This window comes from Falsihalocynthiibacter sp. SS001 (assembly GCF_042445055.1).
Lineage (GTDB): Bacteria > Pseudomonadota > Alphaproteobacteria > Rhodobacterales > Rhodobacteraceae > Falsihalocynthiibacter.
Genome location: NZ_CP170339.1, coordinates 2,379,486 through 2,398,736 on the forward strand (window position 1 = coordinate 2,379,486; position 19,251 = coordinate 2,398,736).

Consider the following 19,251-nt stretch of genomic DNA (forward strand, 5'->3'; position numbering starts at 1 on the left):
AAATCAGAAGAGGGGAAAGGCGATTTACCTTAGAAAGTTCGCAGCTTATTCTGGCGTGCGAAATACAATCGGAGCGTTCCAGTGCATCTTCTACTCGGCCAAGTCCTGTCCTTTGAGGCGAACCCGTTTTCCCACCCAGCGACAGAGGCCGCTCGCCATCTCTCGCGCGGCGCGATCCTGGTTGAGGACGGCAAGATCACTGCGGTTGGCGAAGCTGACGGGCTCAGGCCTCAGCATCCAAATGTGCATGTAACCGATTGTGGCAATCACCTGCTGACGGCCGGGTTTGTCGATGCGCACGTACACTATCCGCAAACTGCAATCATCGCGAGTTGGGGCAAGCGGCTCATTGACTGGCTAAATACGTACACCTTCCCAGAAGAAGCTCGTTTTGGTGACACCCAGTATGCGACCGAGATTTCCGAGCGTTATCTAGACCTCGCACTTGCCAACGGAACGACCACGGCCTCAAGCTATTGCACTATACATCCAGAGAGTGTGGACGCGATTTTCACGGCGGCCGCGGCACGCAATATGCGAATGATTGCGGGGAAAACCTGTATGGACCGCAACGCACCAGACAACCTGCGCGACACACCAAAATCGGCGTATGACGATAGCAAGGCGCTGGTTGAGAAATGGCATGGCAAGGGGCGCGCTGGGTATGCCATCACCCCGCGCTTCTCGCCAACCTCAACGCCAGAACAATTGGAGGCACTGGGTGCGCTATGGGCGGAGCACCCAGAGGTACTGATGCAAACGCACCTGTCCGAGCAACTGGACGAGATCGAATGGGTAAAGGAGCTTTTCCCAAACTCTCGCGATTACCTTGATACCTACGAAGCCTTTGGTTTGCTAGGGAAAGGTGGCCTGTACGGTCACGCCATTCACTTGACCGATCGCGAGAAAGACCGCCTCAAGGAGGTTGATGCAAGCCTCATTCATTGCCCGACGTCGAATACGTTTATTGGCTCGGGGCTGTTTGATATGGCGGGTCTAATGGCGGCAGGGCATCGCATTGGCTTGGCGACGGATACTGGAGGCGGATCGAGTTTCTCGATGCTGCGCACCATGGCCGCAGCATATGAAGTGGGCCAGTTGCGCGGCACACCCCTGCATGCCTCGCAACTCTATTGGCTCGCGACCCAAGGCGCAGCGCAAGCGCTTCATCTTGATCATTGCATCGGAAATATTGCCGTTGGCATGGAGGCGGATATCATCGCGCTTGATCTGGCATCCACATCAGCAATCGAGCAACGCACCCGACGGGCCGAGGATATCTGGGAAGCGCTGTTTGCAACGATAATGATGGGCGATGATCGCGCCATTCATTCGGTATGGGTGGCGGGCAAACCCGCCACCAAGGCTTAGGCCATCAGCTTGCGCGCAAGTGTGTTTTGCCTGTTGATCGCGGCGCCAAGGTCGATGGTCGCAAGCTGCGCATCGCGCACGATCTGACGCCCCTCAACGAACAGATCACGAACCCGTTGCGGCCCCGCAAGCAAGATCGCGGCGGGGTCCCAACTCCCTGCGGTTTCAAGGCCGCTTAGGCCCCAAACAGCAATATCTGCACGTTTGCCCACAGCGATTTGCCCGCAATCATCGCGCCCTAATACCTGTGCACCACCGCGTGTTGCCACCCATAGCGCGCGGCGTACACTCATGGCATCGGCACCGTTTTTCACGCGCTGCAAGAGCATCATCTGTCTTGCCTCCGAGATCAGGTTCCCCATGTCATTGCTGGCCGACCCATCGACGCCAAGCCCGACCTTAACGCCCGCATTCAACATCTCGACGACGGGCGCGATGCCCGACCCAAGCCGGCAATTGGAACACGGACAATGCGCGACCCCCGTGCGTGTCGCCGCAAACATTGCCAAATCCTTGGGTTCCAGCTTTACACAATGGGCGTGCCACACATCACTGCCGACCCAGCCCAAATCCTGCGCGTATTCGCCAGGGGTGCAGCCGAATTTTTCGCGGCTAAAGGCGATATCCTCTTCGTTTTCGGCAAGATGCGTGTGCATCATCACCCCCTTATCACGCGCCAGAACTGCGGCGTCGCGCATGAGTTCGCGGCTCACGGAAAACGGCGAGCATGGCGCCACCCCTACCCGCACCATCGCGCCTTCGCGATCGTCGTGATGCGCGTCGATCACGCGCACCATATCCTCAAGAATGGCCTCTTCGCACTCGACCAAACTATCCGGCGGAAGGCCGCCTTTGCTCTCACCGATGCTCATCGCGCCACGGGTCGGATGGAAACGCACACCAACTTCGGTTGCAGCGTCGATGCTATCCTCAAGGCGCGCGCCGTTGGGGTAGATATACATATGATCGGAACTCAGGCTGCATCCTGAAAGGGCCAGTTCAGCAAGGCCAATGACCGCACCGGAGTGCATCTCGGCAGGACCGAAGCGCTCCCAGATCGGATACAACGTCTTGAGCCAACCAAAGAGCAAACCGTCTTGGGCTTCTGGTACGGCACGGGTCATGGTTTGATAGAGATGATGATGCGTATTAACCAATCCGGGTGTCACCAGACATCCGCGCGCATCTATTATCTTAATCTTATTAGAAACTTCTGGCGCAAGGCTCGCGAGCAAGTTTTCCCCGATTTCTCGGATTTCGCCACCAGCAATCAGGATATCCGCCGACGCAATTTCGCGAGCGTCGTCATCCATCGTCATAACCAGATGAGCATTCTCAATGAGGGTATACATTATTGTCCTCCACACAGTTACCGCCCAATTCGAGTCCCGGTGCTCCGAGCCTGTGTGAATGTATCGGCAGAAAAGGGCTAAGGACCCGATACCCGACTAGGTATAGCGGCCATGAACCGAAGATCAAGTTTTCTGTGTGGGCCTAAGCTTGGCGGAGTTTTGCGAGTGCTGCGGCGTGCAACTCGGGCGTGGCCGCGGCAACAATCTGGCCACCATTGTGCGCGGGCTTACCGTCCCAGTCCGTCACGATCCCACCAGCGGCCTGAATAACCGCGATCGGAGCCTGCACATCATATGGTTGCAGGCCGGCCTCGACCACGACGTCGATTTGCCCCGCCGCCAACAGCGCATAGGCGTAACAATCCATGCCATAGCGCACCAACTTCACCCCACCCGCGACACGGCGAAATGCGGCAGCCTCGTCTTTGGTGCCGATTTCAGGGAAGGTCGTAAAGAGCACTGCGTCCGACAGCTCAGTCGTTTCGCGCACGCGCAGCGGTGCCGTGCCCTGCGGACCTTCGGTTGATGCCTCGCCCAAACCGCCCTCAAAACGCTCGCCGATATAGGGTTGGTCAATCACGCCGTAAATCGGGCCATCTTCGGTCCCCACTGCGATCAAGACCCCCCAAGTAGGTGTGCCCGACATAAATCCGCGCGTTCCGTCAATAGGGTCAAGCACCCAAGTTAGGCCACTCGTGCCCTCCTTTACGCCGAACTCTTCGCCAAAGATCGCATCGTCCGGCCGCAACTCTGCAAGGATAGCGCACATGGCCTCCTCTGCTTCGCGGTCTGCGCGAGTTACTGGATCAAATCCACCCTCAACCTTATTTTCAGTCGCAAGCTGATCGGTCCGAAAATACGAAAGCGTCACCTTACGTGCGACATTCGCGAGCGCATGCGCACAGGATTTGATGGATTGAATTTCCGCGTCAGATAAAAGCATTTGGTCCTCGGGGTTGCTCGCCCAATGGACTATGCGCAGCATTCAGGGCGATCAAGCAAAATCGCCCGATACGCAAAAGCGCGCCGACCGGCGCGCCCTTTGTGCTGCTATTTCTTGCTTATCCTACGTCGCTCAGGACCCGCGCCAATTCGAACAACCGACGGCGTTGGTTTTCAGGGATCGAATAATATGAACGCACCAATTCAAGCGCCTCTTTATCCGCCATGAAATCCCCACGCTCGGTCAAGCCTTGAGCCTCGGTGGAAGAATTACGCCCCAAACCATCAAAGAAGAAGTTAATCTCAACGCCCATCGCTTCGGAGATATCCCACAGCCTCGAAGCCGACACGCGGTTCATACCTGTTTCGTATTTTTGGATTTGCTGAAACTTAATACCGACCCGTTCCGCAAGCTGTTGTTGTGTCATTCCTACCATCCAACGACGGTGGCGAATTCGCTTGCCCACATGAACATCAACGGGGTGTTTCATAAATTTCTCCTTATACTCGTTACACTCAAAGCCGCACTGCTTAACAAACACACAGATAGACACCGGCAATTATGTCGTATCCTAACAATCTGGCGAGAATTGGGGTTTATCGCGGCAATTCCGCTCAGGCCAGAACTTTTCGACCTTAGGGTTAATCGCGACAGATCACTCACCTTAGGCGTGTTATAGCACGCGTTTATCTCATATCAAATGATATATTTGACGTAAGGGAGCCCGCATTTTAAGCTTTGTAAACAAAGGGAATTTCGGTAGTACCATAATACCCAATGGAAGGTTTCAATTATGCTGGGATATGTGGTCGAAACGCTCGGAAAAGCGGAACTGAAAGAGGTTCCAAATCCGCATTTAGGGCCGAATGACGTTCTAATTGATGTCGCGGCCTGTGGATTGAATTTCGCTGACTTGTTGATGATCAAAGGCACATATCAAGAGAAAGCACCGCCTCCCTTTTGTCCCGGTATGGAGATTGCGGGCACGGTCCTATCCGTCGGCTCAGAGGTTCAGGCACTCAAGAAAGGCGACCGCGTTGCGGCATTTTCAGGACATGGGGGCCTCGCCGAACAGGCCGCAGTTCCAGTAGAACGCTGCATCCCCCTGCCCGACGATATTCCCTTTGATGAGGCCGCGGCGTTTCAGGTGGCCTATGGCACTTCGCATCTGGCCCTGACCCACAAGGCACGTTTGATGAAGGGCGAGACGTTGCTTGTACTCGGTGCTGCGGGCGGTGTTGGGCTTACGGCGGTTGAGCTGGGGAAACTACTTGGCGCGCGCGTGATTGGCGTGGTTCGCGGCAAGGACCGCCAGCAAGTCGTGCGCGATGCGGGTGCGGACCACGTGCTCGATAGTGAAGCTCCCGACCTTAAGCAGCAAATTCGCGACCTCGGTGGTGCGGATGTTGTCTATGATCCTGTGGGCGGAGATATGTTCAAGACGGCAATGGGTGCGACAAACCCTGACGGTCGAATTCTGACCATCGGGTTTGCCAGCGGAACCGTTCCGCCCATCCCTGCGAATATCCTTCTGGTCAAGAACATCACCGTTATCGGATTTTATTGGGGCGGCTACCTAAAGTTCGCGCCGCAGGTCCTGACGGACAGCCTCGCGCAACTCCTTGAGTGGCGGCAGCAAGAGAAGCTACACCTGCACATCAGCCACCGCCTGCCCCTTGCCAAAGTGGATCAGGCGCTAGAACTGCTGCGCACGCGGAAATCAACCGGCAAGGTTGTGGTTTTGCCATAATGGATACCGCCCGATTGGTGGCTATAGGCTTGGCGCAATATCTCGGCGAGGTCTTGAGCAACCTGTGACGTGGCCAATTCGGAAACGAACATGTTCACCTTCTTGGACCCAAGATCAGGCAGCGCGCCACCATGGCGGATTTGCTCAAGATGCGGAGCCTCCATTCCCTCAAGCACGGAGTGGATTGCCAAATCCGCAGACACAGAAGCCTCAATCGTACGTGTAGAGTCGGACTCGACAGCCATCTCCCAAGGGATATCGGCCTCATCCAACGCCCGTTGCGCCGCCGCGCGAAACATACAGCGCGCTTCATATGCTAGCCGAAGCGGTCGGTTCCGCCATGCAACCCCACCAGGTGCACCGACCCAAACGAGATCACGCGTCATCAATGTCTCGCCGCCCGCATCACATCCGTCTTCGGTCGTAAGAATGATATCCGCTTCACCGCGTTGGAACTTCTCTTTCAGCCCCACAGTGAACGAAGACAAGAGATGCACCCGCATACGCGGATACTCGGCATTAAAACGTCTAAGCACCTCGGGGATGGCCGGATATACGATGTCATGCGGCACGCCCAACACAATCTCGCCCTCATAGGCCTGATCGGTCATGCGCACGAACACTTCGTCATTCAACGCCAACATTCGGCGCGCATAGGTCAACAACTGCTCTCCGGCCGCAGTCAACGCGATCGTCCGCGCGGAACGGTCCAGAAGCGAGAGATCAAGCGACTCCTCCAAACGTTTGAGCTGCATCGACACTGCGGATTGCGTCAGATTTAGAAAGCCCGCAGCTCGAGTCACACCGCCAGCTTCGGCGACGGCCACGAATGAACGCAGGGACGTTAAGTCTAGATTTCTCGGCATATCACAATCCTTGATGCAAATGAGATCAAATATTCATTTTACCGATCATACCGAATGCGGCATACATATCAACAGAAATGATTAGTTCGCACCAATACATCACAATTACGGAAAGGTTATCGATATGACACGCTCTATTTCCCGCAACCGCCGCGCCTATTTTTCTTCACGCAGATCTATCCTTAGCCTGCTGGCATTGGTCGCTGGCACCTATCGGCAACGCCGTGCATTGGCGCGCCTCGACGATGCAGCGCTCGACGACATGGGGATTTCGCGCGACGAAGCGATGGCCGAAGCACGCCGCCCAATATGGGATGTTCCCACCACTTGGCGCTGCTAAAAGGCGCGATTGTGCAACATTGTACGATTTGGAAGAAAAAACGTCTAAAACCCGCCGGATAAACTTGAAATTCACGGCACCATTACCGATATTTAACGGTGATGGCATGCGTCTGATGCAGGCCGACTATTTTCTAACCGGAGGCTATAATGGCACAATTTGATACGGTCCGCACCGCCGCAGGAACGCGCAGTGCAACGATCGACGCAGGGCTTCGCGCCCATATGAACAAAGTCTACGGCACGATGTCCGTGGGCCTGTTGATCACGGCTTTGGCCGCATGGGCCATTGGCAACTTGGCCATGACAACAGATCCTGCACTTGGTGCGGCTCAGTTCTCTGACACAAAATACCTCACCAGCTTTGGTGTTACGCTTTACACATCCGCCCTGAAATGGGTGATCATGTTCCTTCCGTTGGGCATGGTTTTCGCTTTTGGCGCAATGATTAACAAGCTCTCCGCTGCGGGCGCTCAACTGTTCTTCTACGCGTTTGCCGTTGCGATGGGTCTGTCGATCAGCTCGATCTTCTTGATCTACGCTGGCGCTTCCATCGTTCAGGTATTCCTCGTAACAGCGATCGCTTTCGCGGGTCTGAGCCTCTACGGCTACACCACCAAGAAAGACCTGTCGGCGATGGGTACGTTCTTGATGATGGGCGTTATCGGCCTGTTGGTTGCTTCGATCGTTAACCTGTTCTTGCAATCCGGCGCGTTGATGTTTGCGATTTCCGCAATTGGTGTTCTGATCTTTGCTGGCCTTACAGCTTATGACACACAGCGCATCAAAAACGACTATGTTGCACACGCACAGCATGGCGACAGCGAGTGGTTGGCTAAATCGGCCATCATGGGCGCGTTGAGCCTCTACATCAACTTTATCAACATGTTCATGTTCTTGCTGCAACTGTTCGGCAACCGCGAATAACTTGATTAAACAAGTACAAATACAAAGGCCGGCTCCTAGGGACCGGCCTTTTTTCATGCGCGTTGCGTATAACGCGGCGCCAGCAATCGAATGATTGCCTTTGCATCAGGTGGCGGAGCAACCTCGCAGCGCTGGTAATCGCTTCCGTCATTGTTGCGGGACATCATACCCAGCGACACCATCATACGCCGCAAAATCGCGGGATCCTCAAAATGGTGCTCAGCGTTCAAATGCGTGTTCACCTCGGGCTCCTGCATGACAACGCGAGCGGGCAATTGTGCCCAGATCGCCCACGTACACGCGTCTTGCTGTCTGCGCTTCGTAGGCCAACGGATCATGCGTCCTTCACTATCAAATAGCCGCAAGGTCTTTTCTACGAACTTCTGATCGACCGAAGGCGCCAAAGCAGGCGCACGCATGCGCTCCTCGGCCTCTGATGTTGCCCGAAGATGTTGAAAGTTCTGATACCCCGCCGCGCGGGCCACCATATTCATGAGCGAAAGATGTGAGGGCGTTCCGTCCGCTTGGTTTAATTGCTCGGCCAAGACGCGTGAAAACGCAGAGATATCATCCGAAAAAAGCGGGTAGGTTTGTTTGGTCATTCTAAATCCATCACGTACCGAAAATTCGTCGTGGTCGTTGACTTGCGACGCGGCACTGGACGAATGGTCAAATGCGGGTCCTAAAAAATGACAGGTTTAGCTCCCCGTATGGGGCAACGACGCCTCGGTTCTGCCGACCGTACCGGCAACGTACCTTGGCCCAACGGCGAGATCAAGCGCCCTCGCACTTAGCCGCAGACACAAAAAAACCACGCCCGAAGCGTGGTCTTTTCGAATTCAAATCCAGAAAGCAAATCTTATTTGATTTTGCCTTCTTTGTATTCAACGTGCTTGCGCACAACTGGGTCGTATTTTTTAACAACCATCTTCTCGGTCATTGTACGAGCATTCTTCTTGGTCACATAGAAGTGGCCAGTGCCCGCGGACGAGTTCAGGCGGATTTTGATTGTGGTAGGCTTCGCCATAATAGTGCTCCTCAACGCAGGCGCGCTATGCGCCCGGAAATTCATTAGAAGCCGCTTCTTAGCTGTATGCGGGGCAGAGTCAACCGCCTTTGACGCTTTGAGCCAAAAAACGCGTCAAAACCTTGCTATTTCTGCTCCATGGAGTTCTCCCAGCTCCGAAGGAAGGTCTCTTTCTTCATTCTATCCAAGAAAACCAACAGTCCCGGCCCCAGTCGAATAACGCGCGAGGCACTGTTGTTTTCAAGCTCCAAGGCGTTGATTGGCGGTAGATTCGTCTGTGCAATCACGTCTTCGCGCTCGTTCAGTCGCGACAAGAAATCGATCATATCCCCTGCCCTTGCTACGTTTTCGGCCGTTTTGGGAATAAGTGCTGTGCGCAGCATCACGGACAAATAGTCATCAAACTCGACAATCCGAATTCCCGGCGTTGTCGCAAGCTGGGACTTTGCGTAGCTGCCGACGACATTATATGCCAATGCCAAGCGCCCCTCGGCGACGTCCTTAATCATTCCTTGCGAGCCTGAGTACAAGCGCGCATTCAGTCGCCCCATAACCTCGGTTAGGCGCCAATAAGAATCGGTATTGCGCGAATCTTGCGTGGCAAAGAGATACCCCGCCCCCGAAATCCGCACATCATAGGTTCCGATCCGCCCGTCGAACGTCTCTGGATTTTCGCGCAGCATGGTAATGAGTTCTTCGCGACTCATAGGAATGCGCCGATCAACAAAATCATCCTCTGATACCACCATCACGGCAGGCTCTTGGGTGAAGGCAAACAACTGATCGCGCCACTTTGCCCATGACGGAAGGGTTTCTGTAACCTCGGATTCATATGTCAGGACAAAACCGTCGTTGGCGAGCTTGGTTTGCAGATCCATCGCACTGGAGATCGCAAGATCAAACACGGCGCCCTCGTTATACAGGGCGTGGAAAACCTGCGCGCTACTGGCGATGGTATAGTCCACCGTGACGCTTGGGTATTGCTGCTGGAATGCAGTGATGATCGGATTGAATGCCGCCGCATCAGCCGTAGAGATGATCCGCAGAACTTCATCGCCCAAACCTCGGTGAACGTAATGCTCCTCGACCTCGAACGCTTGTGCGGTTTGGACCATAAAGGAGAACGCAGCTATGACGGGAAGATAAGCGAGACGCATGTACCCGGTCCTTTCATGTTTCTAGTGAGTTCAAGCCGCCCGCCGTGTGCCCTCGCAACCTCATCCGCGATAGTCAAACCAAGTCCCGAGCCCACAACATCCTCAACATTACTTCCACGCGAAAACCGCTTGGTTAACGTCTTTAGGTCGGCATTGCCGATTCCGCGTCCCTCATCCGCAACCGAAACCACTCGCTCGGCGCCATCCGTCACCGCAACGGTAATGGTGCTTTCCGCGGGTGCATATTTTATGGCGTTATCGAGCAGATTTCGCAGTGCATTCTGGAGCAGGATGTTATCCCCCTGAAGCGTCAACGCATGTTCGGGATATTGCTCGACTATTTGAATATCCTTGAGTTCTGCCGTCGGAAGAAAGTGCTCAACGGATTCTTTTGCAAGTTCAATCAAGTCCAACTCCTCCACCTCAAGCTGGTCGGTGCGGAAGCTTACCATCGCATGGTCCAGAAGCTGCCCCGCAGAGCGGCTACTCTCATCCACAGCGCGGATCATGGCACGCAGCGCGGCCTTGTTCTCAGGCTGTTCGGAACGGCGCAGCGCCACTTGCGCCTGAGCGCGCACGGTTGCCAGTGGTGTACGCACGCGATGTGCGGCCTCGGCGATAAAATCCTCTGACTGGTGCAGGGAGGCTTTGAGCCGCGCCATGAAGCCGTTCAGCGCCTCAACCAGCGGAACAAGTTCGTTTGGAGCTGGCGTTCTGACCGGCCGCAAATCATTCGGGCCGCGCCGCGCAACGGTCTCGGTCAGGCGATTCAACGGCGCGAGCGTTGACTGTGCTGCGAGCAAACTCAGAGTGGTCGCCAAGAGGAAGAACCCGAGCCCGACAAGCGCAGCCACTACCGATATGCGCGATGAAATCGCCGCAAGTCCAAGACGCGTCTGCGCAACGATAACGGTTACGTTCTTCTTGATGCCGCCCGCGCTCACGACGCGCGAGATCGCAACTGATCGTACGTTCTCGCCCTTGTAGGTAAATGTCGCGAAAGACCCGCTCGCGCCGCGCGGCGGCACAAGATCGCCGTAGCCTGTGAGCGTCTCATCCTCGACCGCGACGCGGTAAAACACGCGATCCTCCGAAATGGCACCAAGCATCGAAAGCGCGGAATACGGAAGCTCTACGGCGACGCTCCCCTGTTCGGAATATAACGCATCAGCGATGGAGGTCGCGGATGCCATAAGAATGTTGTCCTGCGTATCGGCGGCGGCACGTTCGGCGACCGCGCGGACGATGAGGAAGAACGCCAACGAAAGAATCGCCGCGATTATGAACAGCTGAAGGATCAACCGACGGCGAATCGATGAATGCTGTAGCGCGAACTTCATGCGTCAACCAACAGCCGATAGCCAAGCCCACGGACGGTTTCGATCTTTACATTTGCTCCTTCGAGCTTCCTGCGTAGGCGCGCGATATAAACCTCAATCGCATTCTCAGAGACCTCTTCTTCAAACGAAAACAGCCGATCCATAAGGTGCGATTTGCTGAATATCTGTTCAGGAGAGGCAAAGAACACTTCGAGCAAACGAAGCTCTCTATTGCGTAGCGCAAGAGTGTCACCGCCGATTCTCAGCGTGCCATTTGTCGAATCAAGCACCACCTCTCCAACGGTCCGCGTATTGTTGGCTACACCACCCTGACGCCGCAAAACCGCGCGGATGCGGGCCTCCAGCTCGGAAAAATCAAACGGTTTCGTAAGGTAATCGTCCGCTCCCAAATCCAGCATCCCCACGCGATCAGAAACCTGCGAACGCGCGGTCAAAACGATAACGGGCGTGCGATTCGCGGCCTCTCGATGTTGCGCAAGAAAATCGCGGCCGTCACCATCCGGAAGCATTATATCCAACAAAATCAAGTCATAAGACGCCACATCCATACACGCCTGCGCCGAAACCAGATCCGCCGCGTGATCAATGGCGTGCCCATCCAGCGCAAGGCATTCAATTACCGCCTTGGCCAAATCGGCGTTATCTTCGATCAGCAAAAATCTCATAACTTTTCCATTATCAACCAAGCGGCCGATCATGACAGGTTCATGTCAGGTTCGGCGGTTCAATCTAAACATGTTCGTGCTTCGGCGCGGATGTCAAATGGGAGGAAATAATGACAAAACGTTTTGTTAAAGCGCTCATGACGAGTGCTGTGTTAACTTTGGGCGCGGCGAATGCCGCTTCTGCAGCCGAATGTATCGCACCTGCGAACCCGGGTGGCGGATGGGATTTCACCTGTCGTCAAATCGGAAAAATCATGTTCGACATTGGCGCGGTGGACAAGCCCGTACAGGTTACCAACATGGCTGGCGGCGGCGGCGGTCTTGCATTTAACCACGTCGTTGCGGAACGCGCAGACGACGCAGAATTGATCGTAGCGGCCTCTTCAGCAACATCGACACGCCTTGCACAGAATGCATACGCAGGGATGACAGCGGATCAAGTGCGCTTTGTTGGTGCGATCGGTGCCGACCCAGGTGTGATCGTGGTTGCCAAAGACAGCCCATACAACACGCTGAGCGATCTGCTTGATGCGATCAAAGCCGATCCGGGCTCCGTTGCTTTTGCGGGCGGCTCTGCCGTTGGCGGTTTCGACCACCTCAAGCCTCTGATGCTTCTTCAGCGTGCAGATTTCACCGACATCACCAAAGTTAAGTACATTGGTGTTGACGGCGGCGCAGACGCGATCACGCAGACAATCGGTGGTTTCACACAAGCAATGACGGGCGACATGTCCGAAATCATCGGCTTCCTGAATGCCGACGAAATTCGCGTGCTTGCAGTTTTGACCGAAGAGCGCATCCCCGGCTTCGACGATATCCCAACAGCCAAAGAGCAAGGTTACGACGTAGTAGCCGTGAACTGGCGTGGCCTCTATGTGCCTAAGGATATCTCGGACGAGGACTTCAACAAGTGGGCGGAACGCCTTCAGCAAGTTGCCGATTCTGACGAGTGGAAAGAAACAATGGCTGCGAACGGCCTTGCACCATTCACCAAAGTCGGCGCGGACTTCCAGAACTACGTTGACGGCGTTGTTGCGGAAATTCGTCAACTCTCCAAAGACATCGGGGTTATTCAATAATGGCCAGTGACCGGATTTTTGGTCTGGTCATGGCACTTGTGGCGCTCGCGTATATCGCGGGCGCCACTCAAATCCAGACCAGCTTTTTGCAGGACCCCGTAGGTCCAAAGGCCTTCCCGATTGGGATCGGCATTGTCGCCGCGCTTTGTTCCATCTACATGGTTTTGCGCCCTGACCCCGAACCAGAATGGCCCGCAGTACGTACATTCGGCGCGATCTTGGTCGCTGTTGTTGTTCTGGTTGTCTATGCGATGGTCCTTAAGCCCCTAGGCTTTCTTATTCCTACGGCCATCACCGCCGCGATCCTTTCGTATCAAATCTCGCCAGACGTCAAGCGCTCTGCTGTTGCAGGCGTCGGGCTTTCGATCGGATTGTTTGTCGTTTTCAAATTCGCTTTGGGATTGGGCCTTGTTGCCTTGCCCAAGATGATCTCAGGCTAGGAAACCAGTCTCATGGATCTATTTAACAATCTTGCGCTGGGGTTCTCAGTCGCACTGTCGCCCTACACGCTAATGCTTGCCATTGTGGGATGTTTTCTCGGGACCATTATTGGGGCCCTCCCCGGCTTAGGGCCGTCGAATGGCGTGGCGATCCTTATCCCCGTGACGTTCACACTTGGGCTGGATGCGACCTCGGCGCTTGTGCTGATGACCGCGGTTTACTATGGCGCGATGTATGGTGGGCGGATCAGCTCTATCCTGCTCAATATCCCCGGCGACGAACCCGCCTTAATGACCACGCTCGACGGCTATCCAATGGCCAAGGCAGGCCGCGCAAGTGACGCGCTTGTTCTTTCGGGTGTTGCGTCGTTTGTGGGTGCATTCCTTGCAACGATCGGCCTTATGCTACTTGCGCCGATGCTAGCGCGTGTCGCGTATGTATTTGGCCCCGCGGAGTATTTCGCGCTCTATCTTCTTGCGTTCTGTACCCTCGGCGGTATGGCCAGCAACAATCAGGCCAAGGCGGCTCTTGCCTCTTGTATCGGCCTTGGGATTGCGATGATCGGCGTGGATAGCTCGTCCGGTATGCCTCGCCTTACTGGCGGCAACCTGCACCTATTTGACGGTATCGACTTCCTCGTTGCCATCGTCGGCCTGTTCGCCATCGCAGAGGTATTTTTCTTTATCGAAGGCCACGGCAAAGACTCCGCCGTTGGGGTAAAACTTGAGAAAACCACTGTTCCTTGGAAGGATATCTGGAATACGAAATGGACAATGTTCCGCGCGTCGGGTGTTGGCTTCGTTGCGGGGATCTTGCCCGGTGCTGGGGCGTCTTTGGGTAGCTTCATGGCCTACATGAGCGAAAAATCTATCGCTGGTGAAAAGGGTGGCTTTGGCACGGGCGTCCCCAAAGGAATCGCCGCGCCAGAGGCTGGCAACAACTCTGCTGCGGGTGGCGCACTTGTCCCGATGCTTACGCTGGGTGTTCCCGGATCAGGCACAACAGCGGTTCTTCTTGCGCTCCTGATGACACTTAACATTACTCCGGGTCCGACCCTATTTACGGATCGCCCAGAGGTCGTTTGGGGACTGATTGCATCCCTGCTCATTGCCAACATTGTGCTGTTGTTGATGAACGTTCCGATGGTCAAGATTTTCGTGCGCATCCTTCAAGTGCCGCCAGCGATCCTGCTTCCGGGTGTCACGATGGTGTCATTCGTTGGGATCTACTCGCTATCAGGGAGCTACTTCGATCTGCTTCTCATGATCGGGTTTGGTATCCTTGGCTATGTGCTGCGCAAGCTGGATATCCCGACTGTTCCGGTTATTCTCGGGATCCTGCTTGGCGGGAACATGGAAGATGCGCTACGGCGTGCGATGACTCTTTCGGACGGTAACTGGACGTATCTATTCTCGTCCAACATCGCGATTGGCCTCTGGGTCGCAGCGATTGCGGGCTTTATTGCGCCAATGTTCCTTCGCAATGTCCTGCGCAAACCACAAAGGATCACTGACTAATGGTTAAGGTTCTTATCCCTTCAGGAGCCCTTGGCTTGAACTATGACAAGGCCGCGCTTGCGCGTGGCCTTGCTGCTGGCCCCGACATCATCGCAATCGACGGTGGATCAACAGATTCCGGCCCTGCATATCTGGGCCAAGGCGTATCGAAATATTCCCGCAGTTCAACCAAAGTCGAATGGCGCGGATTGATGGAAGCGCGCGCACAAGCTGGAGTACCCTTGGTAATCGGTACGGCAGGCACCTGCGGCACAGATAGCGCGGTTGAATGGCTCTTGGAAATCACCCGAGAGATCGCAGACGAATTGGGACAGACGCCCAAGATTGCGATCCTTCGAAGCTCCCAAGATCCGCAAACCCTGCGCCTAGCATACGAAGGCGGCAAAATCTCTGCACTCGGGGCCGCCCCCGAAATTACTGCCGATACATTCGCGAGCTGCACCAACATCGTCGCACTCGCAGGGGCCGAGCAAATCGCAGCGGCCATCGAAACCGGCGCGGACATTATCATCGCGGGCCGTACAACCGATACCGCTACGATCGCCGCACTCCCCTTGATGCGCGGGCTGGATGCGGGCGCTGCGTGGCATGGTGCCAAGATCGGCGAATGCGGGGCTCTCTGTGCAACGAACCCACAGTCGGGCGTTGCAATGATCGAGTTTGACGACACAGGTTTTACCGTCACCCCAATGGCCGAAGATTCTGCTGCCAATCCGCACACTGTTTCGGCGCATATGCTCTATGAGAATTCCGACCCGTTCATACTTTATGAACCAGGCGGGTACCTTGATGTAACGCAGGCCAAATACTCGGCGGTTGATGCGCGTCGTGTGCGTGTCGAAGGATCAAAGTGGGTGCCCTCTGACACATATACCGTCAAGCTTGAGGGCGCGAATATTCAGGGTTATCAGACCGTTCTGATGGTTCTTTTGCGTGACCAGCGCTATGTCGAGAACGCACAGGCATGGGCCGACGATATTCATGAAAAATGCTGTGCAAAAGTAATGGAGCGCATGGGGTTAAACACCCAAGACTTCGATATCGAACTGCGCCTGATTGGTCAAAACGCAAGCTTCGGCGACCTTGAGACCCGCGAAGCGAGCGCGCCGGAGATTGGCATTCTCGCTATCGTTACAGCCGCAAGCCAATCAATCGCCGAAGAAATCGGACAGATGCTCAACCCTTATTTGCTGCACCACCCCCTTACGCGCGAAGAAGAACAGCCCACGTTTGCCTTCCCTTTCTCGCCCGCAAGTCTTAACCGCGGAGAGGTTTACGGCTTCTGTCTGAACCACACATTGACGCTGGACGATCCAATGGATGCGTTCTCTCTGGACGTTATCCAACATGGCTGAGTTAGGGGATATTGTTTATAAAGTTCGTTCAAAAAATGCGGGGCCGTTCTGGCTTACAGTTGACATTTTCTGCGGAAATCCAGAAGCCTTCCACCAAGTATGTAACGGCCTTTCGACACAACGCGTCGCGAGCGTTTTTGGAACCGATGCCCAGAGCATAAAGCGGTTTGAAATATCCGATCTGAATGTCGTGAAATTCTCGTTACCACGCCCCAGTATTCAAGGTGCGATTACAGATCGGGATATGCACGGCGCATCATGGGCGGCCCTGTTGTCTGAGGTCGCAATAAATTAACAAAAGGAGCGCTCGATGTTGCGCGCTTATATTACTGCACTGACAATCGGTGCATTCGGGGCCCTTACGGCGCATTTTCTGTCGTTCCCCGCTCCGTTTCTTACAGGCCCCGCGATCTGTGTTTCACTCGCAGGTCTGCTCGGTGCAAAATGCGCAATTCCGAATTTCCTACGAGATGCGATTTTCCTCATTATCGGACTCTCCCTTGGGTCGACCGTTACGCCCGAAATCCTAGCCGCCGCCAAAGCTTGGCCTCTAAGCCTTGTCGGAATGTGTGTTTCGGTTGCTGCTGTGATGCTCGCAGGCGGCTGGATGTTCCAGCACGTGTTCAAAATGGATCACGCCACCGCTTACCTCTCTGCGAGTCCTGGGCATCTGAGCTATGTGCTCGGGTTCTCAACGGATGTTGGTGCGAACACGGCGATGATTTCGGTCATCCAATCCATTCGCGTGCTGAGCCTGACATTGCTTGTGCCTGTGGCGGTCTCGTTGTTAACAGACGCAGATATGGGAATGCGCGCGCCGGTCGGTGAAACACTTGATCCACTCCACTTACTTATACTTGCGGCACTTGCAGCAGCCCTCGGAGCAGTTTTCCTGCGGTTCAAGCTCCCAGCGGCGCTATTGCTGAGCGGGATGATTATTTCGACCATTGCCCATGCGACGGACGTTACACCCGGAATGGTGCCACAGCCGCTCTCTATTGCGGCGTTTGTAACGATGGGCACCTTGATCGGGACACGGTTCAGTGGCGTCACAGGGTCAATGCTGCGCAGCGCTGCGCTTGGTGGCGTGATGTTCACTCTGCTCGCTTTGTTTATCTCGATAGTTTTCGCAGCGGCGATTGCGAACATAACCCATCTCGAATTTATGGATGTGTTGATCGCATTTGCGCCCGGCGGGCTTGAGACAATGGTCGCGATGGCGGCGATTGTGGATGCCGATCCTGCATATGTTGCATTGCACCACGTCGGGCGGCTCTTTTTCTTGAGTGCATTTGTTCCGATTGTCCTGACTTGGAACAAAAGGCGCGCGGATGGCCTATAAGCCGGATTTTGTCTCCACTGCATTACACAGCGGTGGATGACCATTCTTCTAGCCCTGCTGTTACCAACAGGGTCAAGCTGCCAACCCGAACCTTCTGGGCCGAAGCCGCCCTGCGAGTTGCCCCGCGTGAGGTTCCTATTTGGCATTGCTCCTGGTGGGGCTTGCCGTGCCAGCGATGTTACCACCGCCGCGGTGGGCTCTTACTCCACCGTTTCACCCTTACCCGCTATGGTATCGCTTGCGCGACCTGTAAACGGGCGGTCTATTCTCTGTGGCGCTTTCCCTCGGGTTTCCCCGGCCGGGCGTTACCCGGCACCATCCTTCATGGAGTCCGGACTTTCCTCGCGGTGTTGCCACCCCGCGGTCATCCAGCCATCCGCACGCTGTCGAATTAGGTGTTTGTAGCGCCGCCGTCAACGGGGAAGCGCGCAGCAAGGTTTTGAATAATCCTCATATCTTCGCCATCTAGCGGGCCCAGATGGCCGTGGCGGAACCGATCTCGAAATGCCGCGAGGATTGCAGCCTGATCGGATTGCGAACAGTAACCGAACTGACGCGCATACTCGTGCCAACGCTCTGTATCGTCATGGGCATCTATCGCCGCAGTTTCGGGCCAAACGGCCAAGCCCTGCTTTGCCAAGCGGTTCCAGTCAAAACGCCGCCCCGGATCCGCCTTACGCAAGGGCGCCATGTCCGAATGGCCGATCACGCGTTCTTGGGCGATCTGGTGGCGTGCCATGATCTCTGGCAACAGGCTTTCTAGCGCATCCATTAGCGGGGCAGAATATGGTGCGTCGCCTGCGTTGTCCAACTCAATGCCAATGGAGTGTGAGTTAATGTCGGTACAACTTCCCCATACTCCCTGCCCCGCGTGCCATGCTCGCATTTCTTCATCGACAAGCTGGAATACCGTACCATCACGCGAAATCAGGTAATGCGCCGAGACCTCATAATCAGGCGAGCACAACCGCTCAAGCGCCGCTTCACAGCTCTTCATTGCCGTGTAGTGAAGCACAATCATATTCGGAAGCACGCCACCGCGACGCGGACCAAAGTTAGGTGAGGGCCGTTGTTGTATTTTGATGGATGACAAAGGGCTTACCCGCCCCGCGCTGCCCTAAAGGGTGCGGGATCCCATGCACATGCAAAGCCGTCCCCATCAGGATCAAGCCCCTTGCGATCAGACTTGGGACCACCAGCCTCAAGGAACGCTTCTTGGGCCATATCTGGCGAAACGAATTTGCTACAGGCTGTTTGATACCGCGAATATGAACTTTGCGAGCGGCTATAAACAGGTTGGCCAACGGCATTCGTCGTAGCAAGGGCGTAGCTTACGATCGAAGCTCCACCCGCCCCACTTGTGCGGGTCGGCAGGGCCGTAGGTTCAATCTCTTTGTACTGAAGACGGTTCGCCTCAAGCCGCTGCGCATCGCTGGCAATGGTTTCGCGGCTGCTTACAGCCCCGAAATCCTGCTCATCCGAAATTGCCCCAGTATTACGCGGCAATGGATTCGATGTGCTAGAGTTGGTGGAGCCGCCAAATGCCGGATCCCGCTCCAAGCCCTGTTCAATCGCAACCGAAAGCCCCGTGGTCCCGACATCCTCGTCGGATATCACGCCCGCTTCGATAGGGCTTCCTTGCAAGGCTTGAGCAGTATTCTGTGAGTAATCGTTAAATCCAACACCCGCGCTGTGTCCTGCTGGCTCACACGCCGCAAGCGCAGAAAGCGCAACCAAAGACACACAAATACTGGACTTACGCATAGTCACCTCACAACCG

At 55.3% G+C, this 19,251-nt stretch carries 20 protein-coding genes, 1 other RNA gene and 1 pseudogene; 10 read left to right on the plus strand and 12 right to left on the minus strand.

The genetic code is table 11. The features are described from left to right. Window positions 1-81 precede the first annotated feature (81 nt). Entirely contained in the window at window positions 82-1,371 is a 1,290-nt protein-coding gene (guaD, locus tag ACFE33_RS11425; RefSeq protein WP_380053436.1) for a guanine deaminase, read from the plus strand. Here guaD and ACFE33_RS11430 read toward each other — a convergent pair. From ACFE33_RS11430 to ACFE33_RS11440, 3 genes are all read right to left on the minus strand, one after another. Continuing rightward, a complete protein-coding gene (locus ACFE33_RS11430) occupies window positions 1,368-2,723 on the minus strand; it encodes an 8-oxoguanine deaminase (RefSeq protein WP_380053439.1) in 1,356 nt (451 codons plus the stop codon). The genes guaD and ACFE33_RS11430 overlap by 4 nt on opposite strands. A 142-nt stretch (window positions 2,724-2,865) precedes the next feature. Then, a complete protein-coding gene (hisN, locus tag ACFE33_RS11435) occupies window positions 2,866-3,666 on the minus strand; it encodes a histidinol-phosphatase (RefSeq protein ID WP_380053442.1) in 801 nt (266 codons plus the stop codon). 118 nt (window positions 3,667-3,784) lie between these two features. Then, on the minus strand, window positions 3,785-4,156 hold the full coding sequence (locus ACFE33_RS11440; protein ID WP_380053445.1) for a helix-turn-helix domain-containing protein: 372 nt from the start codon (window positions 4,154-4,156) through the stop codon (window positions 3,785-3,787). A gap of 303 nt (window positions 4,157-4,459) precedes the next feature. Here ACFE33_RS11440 and ACFE33_RS11445 point away from each other — a divergent pair, with 303 nt between their 5' ends. Continuing rightward, on the plus strand, window positions 4,460-5,416 hold the full coding sequence (locus ACFE33_RS11445) for an NADPH:quinone oxidoreductase family protein (RefSeq protein WP_380053447.1): 957 nt from the start codon (window positions 4,460-4,462) through the stop codon (window positions 5,414-5,416). On the opposite strand, the gene ACFE33_RS11450 is transcribed toward ACFE33_RS11445, so the two are convergent. Further along, entirely contained in the window at window positions 5,356-6,282 is a 927-nt protein-coding gene (locus ACFE33_RS11450; protein WP_380053449.1) for a LysR family transcriptional regulator, read from the minus strand. The genes ACFE33_RS11445 and ACFE33_RS11450 overlap by 61 nt on opposite strands. Before the next feature lie 124 nt (window positions 6,283-6,406). Here ACFE33_RS11450 and ACFE33_RS11455 point away from each other — a divergent pair, with 124 nt between their 5' ends. Further along, window positions 6,407-6,622 carry a DUF1127 domain-containing protein gene (locus ACFE33_RS11455; protein WP_380053451.1) on the plus strand — a complete coding sequence of 72 codons (216 nt, stop codon included), beginning with the start codon at window positions 6,407-6,409 and terminating at the stop codon, window positions 6,620-6,622. Between the two features lie 149 nt (window positions 6,623-6,771). Further along, a complete protein-coding gene (locus ACFE33_RS11460; RefSeq protein ID WP_380053452.1) occupies window positions 6,772-7,548 on the plus strand; it encodes a Bax inhibitor-1 family protein in 777 nt (258 codons plus the stop codon). A gap of 53 nt (window positions 7,549-7,601) precedes the next feature. Here ACFE33_RS11460 and ACFE33_RS11465 read toward each other — a convergent pair whose 3' ends face one another. From ACFE33_RS11465 to ACFE33_RS11485, 5 genes are all read right to left on the minus strand, one after another. Beyond that, window positions 7,602-8,150, minus strand: coding sequence for a DUF2087 domain-containing protein (locus tag ACFE33_RS11465; protein ID WP_380053454.1), 549 nt, complete (start codon window positions 8,148-8,150; stop codon window positions 7,602-7,604). 257 nt (window positions 8,151-8,407) lie between these two features. Beyond that, window positions 8,408-8,575 (minus strand): 50S ribosomal protein L33, encoded by a 168-nt coding sequence (rpmG, locus tag ACFE33_RS11470; RefSeq protein ID WP_055082637.1) that lies wholly within the window; start codon window positions 8,573-8,575, stop codon window positions 8,408-8,410. A 125-nt stretch (window positions 8,576-8,700) separates the two neighbouring features. Next, window positions 8,701-9,732 carry an ABC transporter substrate-binding protein gene (locus ACFE33_RS11475; protein WP_380053457.1) on the minus strand — a complete coding sequence of 344 codons (1,032 nt, stop codon included), beginning with the start codon at window positions 9,730-9,732 and terminating at the stop codon, window positions 8,701-8,703. After that, a complete protein-coding gene (locus ACFE33_RS11480; RefSeq protein ID WP_380053460.1) occupies window positions 9,705-11,072 on the minus strand; it encodes a sensor histidine kinase N-terminal domain-containing protein in 1,368 nt (455 codons plus the stop codon). Before ACFE33_RS11480 ends, ACFE33_RS11475 begins: the two co-directional genes overlap by 28 nt. Then, a complete protein-coding gene (locus tag ACFE33_RS11485; RefSeq protein WP_380053463.1) occupies window positions 11,069-11,737 on the minus strand; it encodes a response regulator transcription factor in 669 nt (222 codons plus the stop codon). Before ACFE33_RS11485 ends, ACFE33_RS11480 begins: the two co-directional genes overlap by 4 nt. A 110-nt stretch (window positions 11,738-11,847) precedes the next feature. Between ACFE33_RS11485 and ACFE33_RS11490 the strand changes: the two genes are divergently transcribed. The 6 genes and pseudogenes from ACFE33_RS11490 to ACFE33_RS11515 all read left to right on the plus strand — a co-directional run. Continuing rightward, window positions 11,848-12,816 carry a Bug family tripartite tricarboxylate transporter substrate binding protein gene (locus ACFE33_RS11490; RefSeq protein WP_380053466.1) on the plus strand — a complete coding sequence of 323 codons (969 nt, stop codon included), beginning with the start codon at window positions 11,848-11,850 and terminating at the stop codon, window positions 12,814-12,816. Beyond that, window positions 12,816-13,256, plus strand: coding sequence for a tripartite tricarboxylate transporter TctB family protein (locus ACFE33_RS11495; RefSeq protein WP_380053468.1), 441 nt, complete (start codon window positions 12,816-12,818; stop codon window positions 13,254-13,256). The genes ACFE33_RS11490 and ACFE33_RS11495 overlap by 1 nt, the downstream gene beginning before the upstream one ends. 12 nt (window positions 13,257-13,268) lie before the next feature. Next, window positions 13,269-14,774, plus strand: coding sequence for a tripartite tricarboxylate transporter permease (locus ACFE33_RS11500; RefSeq protein WP_380053470.1), 1,506 nt, complete (start codon window positions 13,269-13,271; stop codon window positions 14,772-14,774). Then, the gene (locus ACFE33_RS11505) at window positions 14,774-16,129 is read left to right on the plus strand and encodes an acyclic terpene utilization AtuA family protein (RefSeq protein ID WP_380053473.1); all 1,356 of its coding nucleotides are present in this window, start codon (window positions 14,774-14,776) and stop codon (window positions 16,127-16,129) included. The genes ACFE33_RS11500 and ACFE33_RS11505 overlap by 1 nt, the downstream gene beginning before the upstream one ends. Then, window positions 16,122-16,424, plus strand: coding sequence for a DUF4387 family protein (locus ACFE33_RS11510; RefSeq protein ID WP_380053476.1), 303 nt, complete (start codon window positions 16,122-16,124; stop codon window positions 16,422-16,424). Before ACFE33_RS11505 ends, ACFE33_RS11510 begins: the two co-directional genes overlap by 8 nt. Before the next feature lie 15 nt (window positions 16,425-16,439). Next, a pseudogene (locus ACFE33_RS11515) lies at window positions 16,440-17,384 on the plus strand (AbrB family transcriptional regulator); the annotation flags it as partial. Between the two features lie 68 nt (window positions 17,385-17,452). Here the strand turns inward: ACFE33_RS11515 and rnpB are convergent. From rnpB to ACFE33_RS11530, 3 genes are all read right to left on the minus strand, one after another. After that, window positions 17,453-17,851, minus strand: an RNA gene (gene rnpB / locus ACFE33_RS11520) — RNase P RNA component class A. 11 nt (window positions 17,852-17,862) lie between these two features. Then, a complete protein-coding gene (locus tag ACFE33_RS11525; RefSeq protein ID WP_380058711.1) occupies window positions 17,863-18,492 on the minus strand; it encodes an N-acetylmuramoyl-L-alanine amidase in 630 nt (209 codons plus the stop codon). Window positions 18,493-18,569: 77 nt separating this feature from the next. Next, window positions 18,570-19,235 (minus strand): hypothetical protein, encoded by a 666-nt coding sequence (locus tag ACFE33_RS11530; protein ID WP_380053479.1) that lies wholly within the window; start codon window positions 19,233-19,235, stop codon window positions 18,570-18,572. Between the last annotated feature and the right edge of the window lie 16 nt (window positions 19,236-19,251).